Genomic DNA, 13379 nt, shown 5'->3' on the forward strand with positions numbered 1-13379 from the left:
ACAAAATCATCCCGAGGGAGCTCCAAGTCTTCATGGCCAAGCGCGCCAATGCCCACATCGAGGAGATCAAGTCCTCCCACGCTGTGACCGTGTCCTACCCGGACACCGTCACCCACATCATCGAGAAGGCGGCGCGGACAGTCCGCTGACCGGCACGCCAAGGCGGGGTGGCGAAGATGCCGCCCCGCCCTTTCGTTGTCAGCTGGTGCTGCTGAACTTGATTGGGTGATGTCGGAGTCGTTCGCCTGACGGTGGCTGGTGCGCTCCGGTAGCCCTGGACTGTGAGATGCGCGCAGGGCGGCGGGTTGACCGACGCCGGGAGGGCCGCGAGGGAGCAGGTCGGCAGCATCAAGGCGGGCACGTGCAGGTCATCTCGACCCCGGACGGCTGGCCGATCTGGGTCTCCCTGGTTCGCCCGGGCAGGGAGCACGACACCACCTGCGCCCGCCACCACGGCCTGATCGAGGCCCTCAACCGCATCGCCGCCGGGCTGGACATGCCCACCCTCGTCGACCTCGGCTACCAGAACGCCGGCGACGGCTTCCGCCACCCGCACGAGAAGCGCGCCGGAGGCGCACTGACCAAGGCCCAGCAGACCTACAACAAGGTCATCCGCGGCATCCACGGCGTCTGCGAACGCGCCAACTCCCTGCTCAAGACCACTTTCAAGGCCCTGCACAGAGTCAGCCTCGACCCCAGCCGCATCACAAAGATCGCCGCAGCAGCCCTCGTCCTGCTCCGACTCGAGTACAACCGCACCACTGATCAATCACGCAACGTCATGATTTGTTACTGGCAAAGACTCGATCCTTCGAGAAATCGGACACGGCGTCCCAGCCCTCTTCGGGCTCCGGGTGGAGCAGGTACGCGGCCGGCGGGGTGAGGCAGCTTCCAGGACCAGGGACCGTTGCATGATCGTGTTTCGTCCGGAGTGCCGGGCTGGCCCGTTCTGGAGGGGTGCCCCGGTTGGGCAGGGGCGGACGTGGTGCAGGCACGGTCTCAGTGATCACGTCAGTGTCGAAGTCCCATCGTGCAAGGGACCCTGCTCTACAGCCCGGCCCGCTGATGCCCTCAAGAGTCGAGGGTGCCTGGACGTGGCGCGCCGCATAGCCTGGCTGACTGCGCAGTGAATCAGTCTTGTTCAGAAACACAAAGTGTGCGCGAGTTCGAACGGTGGCGTCAGAAGCGACGGTAATTGGTTCAGCCCACCAACTCAAGGCAGTTGCCCCATGGGTGAAAGTATCGATCACGCATTGCCGCACCGTTGACGGGGTGGATCGCCCCACGCCTCTGCGCGCCAAGGACCCGTCCCTCAACCACCACTTCAAGGCACCGGCAACAGCCCACACTCGGGCTCCAGCAGCGCAAGTGGTTCAGTAAAGACGCTGCGCTGATCGTGGACGGAACCCTGGACCCGACCCGTGACCACAGCATCGCCGAGCAGTCGAGGAGCTACCGGTACCCGACGACCAAGTCGTCTGCGACGCCGATTCCAGGCTGTTCGGATCGGCCGGTCGTCCACTCCTGGACAGTTTTTGACCGACCATCCGTGATTTATATTCAAGGGAAATGTTTACCCTCCAAGTACTTTCAGCCATCTCGACCTGATGGTTAATCACACATTCGGGCCGCGCCCGGTCTTTCTTGCGTAAGCAAGCCATGAGCCCAAACCTGTAAACAAAGAGGGGTTTTATCATGTTTAACGTTGCAGACGTCAAGGCCGCGCCCAGCCCGGACCTGCTGACCCCGGACAACGCGGTGTTCCTGTTTGTCGACCACCAGCCGCAGATGTTCTTCGGCGTCGGCAGCAGCGACCGGACGGCGATCGTCAACGCTACTGTCGGACTCGGCAAGTCCGCCAAAGCGTTCAACGTCCCGGTCGTCCTGAGCACCGTGGCGGCGGAGACCTTCTCCGGCCCCCTCCTTCCCCAGCTCGTCGAGGTCTTCCCCGAGGAACCGATCATCGATCGCAGCACGATGAACCCCTGGGAGGACGGCGCCGTCATCGAGGCGATCAAGGCCACCGGCCGCAAGAAGATCGTCCTGTCCGGCCTGTGGACCGAGGTGTGCGTCGTTCTGCCCGCGCTCTCCGCACTCGCCCAGGGCTACGAGGTGTACGTGGTCGCCGACACGTGCGGCGGTCTGACCCCCGAGGCGCATGAGCACGCGATGCAGCGCATGATCCAGGCTGGCGCTGTCCCGGTCACCTGGATTCAGGTGCTGCTCGAGCTGCAGCGCGACTGGGCCCGCCCCGAGACCTACGAGGCCGTCGGCGCCATCGTCAAGGAGCACGACGGCTCATACGGTCTCGGCTTCGTCTACGCGCAGAAGTTCATCGGCGCCAAGGCCGCCGGCTGACGGGCCTGACGCCAGCAGGCCTGAGGCGACGGGACTGTGCTCCCGGTAACTCGGACAGACGTCACAGCTGATCCCTTTTCACCATCAATACGTAATACGGGCCCTGCTCCGATGGGGGCCGGTCCGCTGGACCGGCCCCCATCGGAGCAGCAACCTCCCTGACAGGTCTGGGGTTGCTTCAAGGAGACTCAGTGACCACCAGCTCGCTCGACAGCCGCGGAGCGGGAGGGCAGCCGGTTCGCAGGGACCTGCTCCCCGCCGCGCTCACCATGCTCACTTTCGTCACCGGGCTCATGGACGGGATCAGTTACCTGGGCATGGGTCACGTCTTCACCGCGAACATGACCGGCAATGTGGCCATCCTCGGGTTCGCCGCCGCCGGCGCACCAGGCTTCTCCGTGCTCGCCTCCCTGGTGGCCCTGGCCGCTTTTCTGGTGGGAGCCGTCGGCGCCGGACGCCTTGCGGTCCTCTTCCGCAGCCGCCGGCGCGACCGGTGGGTGCGGACCGCCTTCGGTGCGGAGGCGGTGCTCCTCGCGGCGGCGACCGCGGTCGCCTTCGCCGCTCCCGGCGGCACGCTGTATGTCCTCATCACCCTCACGGGCCTGGCAATGGGCCTGCGCAACGGCACGGTGCGCAAGCTCGCGGTCCGTGACATGACCACCACCGTGCTGACCCTGACCCTGACGGGCCTGGCCGCGGACTCCTCACTCGCCGGTGGCACGAACCCCGGCTGGACCCGCCGCGTGCTCTCGGTCGTCACGATGCTGGCGGGCGCCCTGCTCGGGGCCTGGCTGGTGCTGCACCACGGACTGGGCTGGCCACTGCTGGCCGCCACCGTCGGCTCGACGACGGCCACGATTCTCGGGCGGCCGATGTCCGAGGCCCGCGTATAGATCGCAGTACCCTCACACAATCTTTGGAGTTTTGAACCATGGCTACGATGCCCGTCGGCGGGCTGGTCCCCGTCGCCACCGAGGATTCAGCGGTACACAACGCCCACCTCCGCACCAAGACTCCGACCGCCTCCGTGGCGGACCTGGTGGTGCGCAACGCCAAGCTGTACACGGGTGATCCCAGGCGCCCGCAGGCGAGCGGGGTGGCCATCAAGGACGGCCGGGTCCTTTTGGTCGGCGACGACGACGACATCCAGCCGACGGTCGGTCCGCGGACCCGAGTGGTGGACGCGCTGGGCCGCCGGGTGATCCCGGGCCTGAACGACTCCCACCTGCATGTCATCCGCGGCGGACTCAACTACGTCATGGAACTGCGCTGGGACGGTGTTCCCACGCTGCGCCAGGGCCTGGCGATGCTGCGCGAGCAGGCCGCCCGCACTCCCAAGGGCCAGTGGGTCCGGGTGGTCGGCGGCTTCTCGGCCGACCAGTTCGCGGAGAAGCGGCTGCCGACCGTCTCGGAACTCAACGCCGCCGCCCCGGACACCCCCGTCATGGTGATGCACCTCTACCAGTCGGCCCTGCTGAACCGGGTCGCGGTGCAGGCCGCCGGCTACACCAAGGAGACGCCCGACCCCAAGGGAGGGCAGATCATTCGGGGCCACGACGGCGAACCGACCGGCATGCTGCTGGCCTCCCCCAACGCCATGATCCTGTACTCGACGCTGGCCAAGGCCCCCACCCTCAGCGGCGAGGACCAGAAGATATCCACCCGTCACTACCTGCGCGAGCTCAACCGCTTCGGTCTGACCTCCGCCGTCGACGCCGCCGGCGGCTTCCAGAACTTCCCCGACCACTACGGCACCGTCATCGACCTGGCCCGCGACGGCCAGCTGTCGCTGCGCATCGCCTACCACCTCTTCCCCCAGACCAGCGGGCAGGAGATCGCCGACCTCAAGCGCTGGATCGAGATGGTCAAGCCCGGCGACGGCGACGAGTGGCTGCGCCTCAACGGCGCCGGCGAGAACCTGATCTGGTCGGCCGCCGACTTCGAGAACTTCTCCGAGCCCCGCCCCCAGTTGGGCGACTACGAGGGCGAGTTCGAGCAGGCCGTGCGCCTGCTGATGGAGAACGGCTGGGGTTTCAGGCTCCACGCGACTTACGATGAGACCATCCGCCGCGACCTGGCGGTCTTCGAGGAACTCGCCGCCGACGGCCTGTTCCCGGCCGGCAACCGGTGGCTGTTCGACCACGCCGAGACCGTCTCCCGCGAGAGCCTGGACCGCATCGCCGCCCTCGGCGGAGCCCTGTCGGTGCAGAACCGGATGTCCTTCCAGGGCGAGGCGTTCGTCCGCCGCTACGGCGCCGGTGCCGCCGCCGAGGCCCCGCCGATCCGCGCCATGCTGGATCGCGGCCTGACCGTCGGCGCCGGCACCGACGCCACCCGGGTCTCCTCCTACAACCCCTGGGTGGCCCTGCACTGGCTGGTCTCCGGCCGTACCGTCGGCGACCTGGCCATCTACCCGCGCGAGAACCGCGTCAGCCGCGAGACCGCCCTGGCCATGTACACCCATGCCGGTGCCCGGCTGACCGGCGAGGACGACGTCAAGGGCATCCTCGCCCCCGACTACTACGGCGACCTGGCTATCCTCTCGGACGACTTCTTCTCCGTCCCCGAACAGGACATCGCCCACATCGAATCGTTGCTGACCATCGTCGGCGGCCGGATCGTCTACGCCACCGGCGCATATGAGGGCCTGGACGAGCCCACCCCGGCCGTCAGCCCGCTGTGGAGCCCGGTTGCCCACTTCGGCGGCTACCAGGCCACCGTCAGACCCAGCATTTCCGGCGCCCGCCAGGCGGACCTCCTCGGCCAGGCTGTCGCCGAATCCGAGCAGCACCGCCAGTGGCGTGCCGCACGCGGATACGCCCCCGAAGCACCCACCGGGATCTTCGACACCTGCTTCGTCCTGTGACGGCGAACAACTCCAGCCCCGGCAACAAACAGGAAGACAGGAGTCCGTGATGGACGCAGGTCTGCTTCTCCTCCGCGTGATCACCGGCCTGCTCATCGCCGGCCACGGCATCCAGAAGGTGAGCTTCCGGCTCGGCGGCCACGGTCTGGCGGGCGGTGTCGAGGAGTTCCGCCGCGACGGGTTCCGAGGCGGCCGCCTCACCGCACTTGCCGCAGGGCTCGGCCAGCTCGGCTCGGGCCTGCTCCTGGCCGCCGGTGCACTCACGCCGATGGCGGCCATGACCGCCATCGGCGTGATGGTCGTCGCCATCACCGTCAAGCGGAACAACGGCCTCTGGGTGCAGAACGACGGCTACGAATACCCCTTCGTCCTGGTCCTGATCGGTGCCGTACTCGCCCTCATCGGACCCGGCCGCTGGTCGGTCGACCATGCCCTCGGACTGACCCCCTGGCACCCCTGGTGGACGGTGCCAGCGATCGGCGTAGGAGTGGCCAGCGGCCTGCTCACCCGACTGGTTCTCGGCGGGGTTCGTCACGACAAGGGGTGACCGCTTTCGTGCAACTTCCTCGATCCAGGAGCCCGCGGCGGTGTCGACGAACGGATCCAGGTAGGACCGCCCGGTGCCCAGCAAGTGGGTCGACGCCCGAGCCGCGGATCACGGGAGACGGCGTCACGGCTCTCCACCATGTCGTTCACCCACGTGCGACACAGCTGCGGGTCACACAGAGTGACGCCCGTCGGCGCGCGGGCAAGTATCAATCCCCGTACCGATCCGTTCACCGAGTCCCGGACGGCATGCTGATGTCGACCACCGAGGCGAGCCACCGTCGAGCCCTCGCCTGCCCCTGCAGAGGCGAGAACCGCAGGCTGACCTCAAGCACCCGGCCGTCCTGGTGGCGTGCCGCCGAGGCGCCCGACCAGCCGGTCTGGGCACGGCACTTTCCGACGAACGCCGACATCGACCGTGCTTCACCAAAGGCCGACAGGGCGAGTCCGACGGACCGCCCCAGTCCGCGATGGGCAAGCATGTTCTATTTGCTCCTCAGTCGCGGGAGGCGAGGTCTCTCTGGGCCCAGATGACCTTGCCGCCCGGTATCGGACGGGTGCCCCAACGGCGGCACAGCTGAGAGACCAGGAGGAGGCCGCGGCCGTTCTCGTCGGTGGTGGCCGCGCTCCGCAGATGGGGGAAGGTGACGTCGTCGTCGGTCACTTCGACGGTCAGGACCCGGTCCCGGATCAGACGCAGACCGATCGGGCCGGTGCTGTGGCGTACGGCGTTGCTGACCAGTTCGCTGACGATCAACTTCGTCGAGTCGTCCTCCGGTTCCGCCACGCCCCATGCGGCCAGCTGTCCGGCCGCCAGATCCCGGGCGCGGCGGACAGCCGTGTCGTCGCAGGGCAGCGTCCAGGAGGCGACGTGGTCAGGGCCGAGCACGCGGGTGCGGACCAGGAGCAGGCTGGCGTCGTCGCATGCTTCCAGGCCTTGGGCCGGCTCCACGGCACGGGTGCAGAGGTCTTCCAGGGAGCGATGAGGTTCCGCGAGGGCTGCGCCCAGGCGGTGCATTCCCTCCTCGATGTCGGCGTCGCGGGTCTCGACGAGTCCGTCGGTGTAGAGGGCGAGGAGGCTTCCTTCGGGCAGTTCCTTCTCGACGGACTGGAAGGGGATCCCCAGCCCGATGCCGAGGGGGGCTCCGGTGGGCAGATCGGGGAAGGTGACCTGGCCCTGCGGGTCGATGATCGCGGGCGGGAGATGGCCGGCCGTCGCCATGGTGCACTTCCGGGTGGCCGGGTCGTAGATGGCGTACAGACACGTGGCGCCCACCGCCGCCGTGCTCTCGTCCGGATCGTCGCTGTCCCCTTCCGCCAGACGCTGGACCGTGCCGTCCAACTGCGTCAGCAGTTCGTCGGGGGCCAGCTCCAGGTCGGCGAGCGTGTGGACCGCCGCACGGACCTTTCCCATCTTCACGGCGGCGTTGATGCCGTGCCCGACCACGTCGCCGACGACGAAGGCCACCCGGGCGCCGACCAGCGGGATCACGTCGAACCAGTCGCCCCCCACGCCGCGGTCGATGTCGGCCGGCAGGTAGCGCGAGGCCGCCTCGACTGCCAGGCCTCCCCTGAGACGACGGGGGAGCAGACTGCGCTGGAATACCAGGGCGGCGTTCTGTTCGCGCGTGAACTGGCGTGCGTTGTCCAACGACACCGCGGCGCGGCCGACGAGCGCCTCGGCCAAGAGCCGGTCGTCCTCCTGAAACGGCATCGGGTTGTCGGTGCGGACGAACAGCGCCGTGCCCAGCAGGGTGCGCCGCACGCGGATGGGGACGATCAACACGGAGTGCATGCCGTGCTCGCGGACCGCGCGCGCCCGTTCCGAGTCCTTGTCGATCCATGTGCCCGCTGCGATGTCGAAAGAGGGCTCCAGGTAGGATCGTCCGGTGCGCAGGACCTCGAAGTAGGGTGCGTCAGGGGGCATGGGGACCGCCGAGCCGCGCTGCCACGGTGCTTCCGGGCCTCCTGGGTGGATCGAGGCCAGACCGGCACGCCGCAGAACGGGCAGGCGCTGAGCCGTCGAGCCGATACGGACCGGATCCCCCGACTGTTCCAGGTCCACCGTGACGAAGTCCGCGAACAGGGGCACGGCGAGCTCGGCCAGTTCCTGACCCGTCTGCATCACGTCCAGGGTGCTGCCCAGGCGCCTGCCGGCCTCACCGAGAACGGCGAGGCGCTCACGCACCTGCCGGCTGTCCGTGACATCGACGCTGACGGTGCACACCCCGAGCGCCCGGCCGTCGGCACCCAGGAGGGAAGAGAACGTCACCGCGAGCGGGTGCTCCCGGCCCCGGCTGGCCGGCAGGCAGGTCCGGTACTCGTGGACCTTGGACTTGCCGCTCTGGTGAATCTGGCGCATCACGGCCTCCAGCGCCTCGGCCTCGCCGCCGGGCCGCGCATCGGTGGGTCGGCAGCCGAGCCGCCGCTCACAGGAGATGCCGTCGTGGATCTCGATCACGTCGTTCGCCCAGGTGCCGCGCAAGTCCAGATCACGAACGACGACGCCGACCGGCGCGCGGGCAAGCAGCGCCCCCCGCGCCGCCTCGCTCGCCACGTCCCCCGACGGCACGCCGATGTCGGTTACGGTCGCGAGCCACCGCCCAGCTGCGTCCTGACCGTGCAGCGGCGAGAGCCGCAGGCTGACGTCGACCATCCGGCCGTCCTGGTGGCGCACCTCCCAAGCGCCTGACCAGCCGTTACGGTCAAGGCACCGTTCGACGAAGGCCGACATAGTCGGCGCGTCGCCCAGGGACGGCAGGAGAAGCGCTGCGGATCGGCCCACCGCCTCGCGGGCGGAATACCCGACAAGCTGCTCGGCGGCCTGCGTCCATGCGATCACGGTTCCCTGCTCGTCGAGGAAGGCGAATGCCGTTTCCCCAACGTCGGACGCGTTCGTCTGATTCTCGAACGTTGCGCGCTGTGGGTCAGTGATGGTCATAGAGCCTCCTGCCCTCGACGAGGAGCTGGGAAGGTGAGCAACCTGAAAGGCGGTGGTGGATTGTCTCGTTTGTATAGATGACCGAGTGGTCGTCTGTTTTGTGACAGTGTCGGATCCTCGAGCACGCGAACGGTGGGGGCGAGGGGTGTCGGAATGCGTTCCCCGGGCTCCTCGTGGATCAGCTGCTTGATCGTCAAAAGGCCACCGACCGCACGGAGGCGGTGGACCAGCGGGTCCGAAGCCATGGCGGGCTCGCTGACGTTCTCGGACACGAGTCTGGGCGACTGCGAGTGTCGTCGGAGGTGGTGGTCGGCGTGCATGACTGCCGCGACGGCTTCCGCTGTAGTCCACGTGGCGCTGCTGGATAGCGGTCCCCTGAAGGCGAGAGGGCGCCGGCCTCCACCTGTCTGGGGTCTGGCTCTAAGACCGCAGCAGGGCCCCAGGTCAGGGCCTGCGCCGCAGCCCTTCGCCGTCCTCGCCGACGGAAACCAGCAGCGCGGCGGAGGCCGCGCACGCCGCGAGGGAGGCGGGCCGGTCCAGGGCCTTACCCGCGAGCCATAGGGCGAAGGCCGGCAGCGCCCACCAGACGGTGACCGACCAGACGAAACACCACCGGCAGCGCGTGTCCGTCACGACGCCGCCTTCGAAGCCCGAAGGGTCGCGGCAGCCATGAGAGCGCATCCGGCAACTGCTACCACGCCAGCGGTAACCGTTGCTGCCAGAATGATCGCGGGTGGGGCGTCGGCAAGGCGCGGGATCGCGTCAAGCGGGGCGGTGGCCCACAGGCAGAGCAGCGCCCAACCACGCGGGCGTGCAGGCGGTACGGTATCCAGCCGGTCAGCAAGGCCAGCCCGGCCGGGAATAGAGTGACGGGACGGCGAGGCCAGTCCCGTACCAGGTCACGGGTCCAGGCTCCTGTTGTCGGGTCGGGTCGGGTCGGGTCGGGTCGGGGCGTGGTGAGGTCAGCTGTGGCGGCCAGCGGCAGCCATGACGAAGCCGGTTGACAGCACCGCAAGACCGGTGACCAGGACGGGGAAGCCGGGGCCGGGCAAGGACATACATGGCGGCCCCGGCCGCTGTGAGTGCAGCGCCGACGGCTGCGAGCACGGTGCCGATGCGTCGTTCCGGCATGAGGTTCCTCATGGCTTGGGGGTCAGGGCGGCGGTGGGCTGCCTGGTGCACCAAGTGGGCGGTGAGAGCTTGAGGAGGCCCCAGGCGATGGCAGCGCCTTTGGGCTGGTGGCCAGCCGCAGTACGGCGGCGGCGATGCGGCTGCCTGAGCGCGGCGGTCGGATTCGGACTGCCACTGGCGCCGGGCGCTGCCCGGCCTGCGCAGTTCACCGATCGCGGTTTTGATCACCAGCGCGGCGACATGACGGTTACCGGAAGCACGCCGATGGCGCTGTTCACGCTGCCGCCTGGGGGGGCGGGAAGACGGGCGGCCTCGCGCCCGGCGCGCCAGCCCAGTCGGCGCGAGTTCGCCTGCGTCGGTATTTACTGCCGCGCTGTCCTGACGGTCCGCCGGGCAACAAAAATCCAACAAGTCGACCTGAAACGGAAATGGGCTACCGCCAGCCGCTGTACCGCCAGGCCCTCGCGGGCGAACGCAACTCCGAGCGTCGCCCAGCGCTACATGCCTGTTCGCCGTAGCTACATGAGAACAAGGCCCGTAGTGGCGACGCTCTCAGGAGGAGGTCGTCGGCACACCGAGGAGCCTGGGCAGGGCTGTACCGAAAAAGCGGTCGTAAGGGGCCCTGCTCCGGTCGAGGCGGCCCCGCATGGTCGCGCCCTCCCAGGACTCGATGATCATGGACGCCATCTCGATCGGCTCGGGGCATGCAACGGCACTTTGCCCGCTTCCGCTCTCCGCGAGGCAAGCTGCGACCAGGCGGGTCCAGTGATCCATGATCACGGCCAGTTCCTTACGCGCCTCTTGATTGCCATCGGACATTTCGAGGGTCATATTGCCGATAAGGCAGCCCCATGCGTAGTCCTGCTCGACTTGATCCTGAGTAATGGCCTCGAAGAACCGGATGACGCGCCGTATGGGCGGAGCGGACCCATCACTCAGTATGGGAGCGTGAGCGTAAACAATCCTCGTCCAGTACTGCCTGAGGACGGCAGCGACGAAGGCGTTCTTACTGCTGTAATAGCTGTAGAACGAACCCTTGGGCACACCGGCCGTATCCGTGATCTCTTTGACGCCTACTGCGTTGAACCCCCGGGAGTGGAAAAGGGCCAATCCCGCATTGAGAAGGCTCTCCCGGACGAGCGGATTCGGAGGTCGGGACACAGGCCGATTCTACCCCTGACCTAGCGTGATGATCCGACAGGTTGTCGATGAGCCCCTTTCTGCCCGCCGTGACAGAGCCGACTGCGCCTTCGACGACCGTCGGCGTTGCACCCTCGTGGACTGCGCGGACCTCGACCAGAGCCTTTCCGCGCTGACCGAGGCACTCGCCGAGTACGGCGGAGCCCGGTTCGAGACAGCGCCGCGGGAGGGGCGGGCCCCGATCCCCGTGACTGTGTCCGGCGCCGAACCGGGCGTTCCCGACGGGGAGCGTTCCTTCGTCACCAGACGGGGCGAGGGCGTCCGGACGGCGGTGTGGGCGACGCTGGGCTGCGGGTCCGTCCTGTCGCTGGCCAAGGTTGACGACGGTTATGCCGTCGGCCACGAGGCGTGGTTCTCGGTGTCCGTATTCGGTGTGATCGGGTTCTGGATCCTGGCGATACGGTCGTGGCGGCGCCGGCTGAGGCCACTGCGGCTGCGGGTCGGGCACACCGGGATCGGCATGCGCGAGGTCACCCGGGCCGAGCTGCGGATCTCGTGGACGGAAGATCGCGGCCGTCACGGTGGGACGTCACCCGGCCGACTCCGACACCGGCCCCTGGCTGGTCGTCGGCCCCTGCCGGGCGCGGACCTCCCGGTACACCCACCCACGTCGTGGGCGGGCACCGGGCGTACGTTGCGGTCCGCCTGGATCGCCTGCCCGGCGGCGCTGCGGCGGTCGTCCCGGCGCTGAGGGCGTACGGCGGACAGCGTTACGCCGAAACCGCCTGAGAATCAAGCATTCCCGCACGGCACGCTGCGGGCAGTGCCGGATGATCGGGACGGCGTGGGGATGCGACGTGCGGCCCGCGGCCCGGGTCGCCCCGCCAGGCGTGTGGCACCGCAGCACCATGATCTTCCAAAGATTCTGGGGTGTGTTGGCTCGTAGGATTCGGGCGTGTCGGAGGCGTTCAAACTGTTGCTTCCGTAGCTGGACCAGCGGCAGACGGCTGGTGCTGGGGGCTGCTGCCCGTGTGCGGGGTCATGATGGGATTCGCCCGGTGGCTGCGGCTGTGGGGGCGGAGTCCATGGTGCCGCGCGGGGCGCGTGAGCTGGAACAGGGTGAAGGGCCCGATGGCCGGGTTCGGGCAGCGGGCGCGGGCCGCAAGCGGCTGCGCGACATCGAGCTGGATCGGCGCCACTCTCGGGGACGCGACCCCGGTACTCACGGCACTCGGTCACACCTGCCGCGACCGCCGGGCATGATCCCGCGAACTCATGACCTGGGTCGTACCTGGGTCGTGGCCCTCCAGCCGAGTTCTCACTTACGCTCCGTGCTTCCAGGGCCATGCGACGCCGCACCGCCCTGGGGATATTCGGCGTGGCGTTGCTCAGTTGTGTGCCTCGCGCACAGTGGCGAGGAACTCGTCGACGTTGAAGGTGGCGTGGGAGATCGCCGGGTAGCGCTTCACCATGGCGTCATATGCCTCCGGCCCGGCGTCCGAGGCGGTGGCGTCGGTGAAGGTGGTGACGTGGTAGCCGCGCTCCATACAGCTGCGGGCGGTCGACTCGACGCACATGGTGCCGATCATGCCCGCGATGGCGATGTACTCGACGTTGTGCTGACGCAACTGGACGTCCAGGTCCGTGGTGGCCAGAACGTCAATGTTCTTGTGCGGGGCGATGACGACCTCGCCCTCCACGGGGGAGAGCTCAGGGTGGAACTCGGCGCCCCAGCTCCCCTCCTGAAACATCCGGTTCTCGAACATCGCACGGTGGATGCCGGCCGGGTGCTTCCAGGTGGTGTAATCCTTCTCCGTGTATGACATGGGCGCGAAGAACACCGGAATCCCCTGCTCGCGGGCGCCCGCGAGCAGGCGCTTGAGATTCTCGAACGTGCCGATCCGGTCGAACTCCTCCTTGTAAAACGGGTACCCCTTGCCGTTCTCGTCGAACACCTCGTTGGTCGTGTCGATCAGGAGCAGACCGACCCGCCCCGGCTCGTACGGTGAGTTGGACATGAAAACCTCCACTATGCAGGGGGAGAATCCCCTGGGCGGTGAGAGATGCTTTGTAAGGAAAGATGACTACCGTCATGTTTCGGTGGCTATGTAGAGAATCGCCCAGTTGGGCGGAAGGGGGGTGGGCGGCGTCGGCCAACGACGAACGGCAGTGAGCAGACCGGACCCTGGTGCGGGTCTACCAAACGGCGGAGTGGCACCTTTGGCACCCCGCCCGTAGCGTTCGGTGCTCAGCGGACTGTCTGCGCCGCCTTCTCGATGATGTGGGTGACGGTGTCCGGGCGGGACACGGTCACAGCGTGGGAGGACTTGATCTCCTCGATGTGGGCATTGGCGCGCTTGGCCATGAAGACTTGGAGCTCCCTCGGGATGATTTTGT

10 protein-coding genes and 3 pseudogenes are annotated in these 13379 nt (G+C 67.9%); 8 read left to right on the forward strand and 5 right to left on the reverse strand.

What is annotated here, in order from left to right; all coding sequences use genetic code 11:
* Nucleotides 1-286: 286 nt before the first annotated feature.
* From ACWCPM_RS33845 to ACWCPM_RS33870, 6 genes and pseudogenes are all read left to right on the forward strand, one after another.
* Nucleotides 287-760: pseudogene (locus tag ACWCPM_RS33845) on the forward strand (transposase family protein); the annotation flags it as partial.
* Nucleotides 761-1342: 582 nt separating this feature from the next.
* Nucleotides 1343-1524, forward strand: a pseudogene (locus ACWCPM_RS33850) (IS5/IS1182 family transposase); the annotation flags it as partial.
* A gap of 171 nt (nt 1525-1695) precedes the next feature.
* Entirely contained in the window at nt 1696-2358 is a 663-nt protein-coding gene (locus tag ACWCPM_RS33855; RefSeq protein ID WP_450980103.1) for a hydrolase, read from the forward strand.
* Nucleotides 2359-2549: 191 nt separating this feature from the next.
* Nucleotides 2550-3251 (forward strand): YoaK family protein, encoded by a 702-nt coding sequence (locus tag ACWCPM_RS33860; protein ID WP_450980104.1) that lies wholly within the window; start codon nt 2550-2552, stop codon nt 3249-3251.
* Nucleotides 3252-3289: 38 nt separating this feature from the next.
* A complete protein-coding gene (locus ACWCPM_RS33865) occupies nt 3290-5224 on the forward strand; it encodes an amidohydrolase (RefSeq protein ID WP_450980105.1) in 1935 nt (644 codons plus the stop codon).
* A gap of 49 nt (nt 5225-5273) precedes the next feature.
* Nucleotides 5274-5771: a DoxX family protein gene (locus tag ACWCPM_RS33870; RefSeq protein ID WP_450980106.1), complete on the forward strand. Its 498-nt coding sequence runs from the start codon at nt 5274-5276 to the stop codon at nt 5769-5771.
* 495 nt (nt 5772-6266) lie between these two features.
* Here ACWCPM_RS33870 and ACWCPM_RS33875 read toward each other — a convergent pair whose 3' ends face one another.
* The 4 genes from ACWCPM_RS33875 to ACWCPM_RS33890 all read right to left on the reverse strand — a co-directional run bounded on the left by ACWCPM_RS33875 (nt 6267) and on the right by ACWCPM_RS33890 (nt 11003).
* On the reverse strand, nt 6267-8711 hold the full coding sequence (locus ACWCPM_RS33875) for a SpoIIE family protein phosphatase (protein ID WP_450980107.1): 2445 nt from the start codon (nt 8709-8711) through the stop codon (nt 6267-6269).
* Nucleotides 8712-9155: 444 nt separating this feature from the next.
* Nucleotides 9156-9344 (reverse strand): hypothetical protein, encoded by a 189-nt coding sequence (locus tag ACWCPM_RS33880; RefSeq protein ID WP_450980108.1) that lies wholly within the window; start codon nt 9342-9344, stop codon nt 9156-9158.
* Between the two features lie 329 nt (nt 9345-9673).
* The gene (locus ACWCPM_RS33885) at nt 9674-9769 is read right to left on the reverse strand and encodes a PGPGW domain-containing protein (RefSeq protein ID WP_450980109.1); all 96 of its coding nucleotides are present in this window, start codon (nt 9767-9769) and stop codon (nt 9674-9676) included.
* 625 nt (nt 9770-10394) lie between these two features.
* Nucleotides 10395-11003 (reverse strand): TetR family transcriptional regulator C-terminal domain-containing protein, encoded by a 609-nt coding sequence (locus tag ACWCPM_RS33890; protein WP_450980110.1) that lies wholly within the window; start codon nt 11001-11003, stop codon nt 10395-10397.
* Nucleotides 11004-11031: 28 nt separating this feature from the next.
* Between ACWCPM_RS33890 and ACWCPM_RS33895 the strand changes: the two genes are divergently transcribed.
* Nucleotides 11032-11733: a hypothetical protein gene (locus tag ACWCPM_RS33895; protein WP_450980111.1), complete on the forward strand. Its 702-nt coding sequence runs from the start codon at nt 11032-11034 to the stop codon at nt 11731-11733.
* A 196-nt stretch (nt 11734-11929) separates the two neighbouring features.
* A pseudogene (locus ACWCPM_RS33900) lies at nt 11930-12166 on the forward strand (hypothetical protein); the annotation flags it as partial.
* A 204-nt stretch (nt 12167-12370) separates the two neighbouring features.
* On the opposite strand, the gene ACWCPM_RS33905 reads toward ACWCPM_RS33900, so the two are convergent.
* On the reverse strand, nt 12371-13000 hold the full coding sequence (locus tag ACWCPM_RS33905; protein ID WP_450980112.1) for a cysteine hydrolase family protein: 630 nt from the start codon (nt 12998-13000) through the stop codon (nt 12371-12373).
* Nucleotides 13001-13379: the final 379 nt, after the last annotated feature.

It is taken from the genome of Streptomyces sp. NPDC002309 (assembly GCF_053593375.1).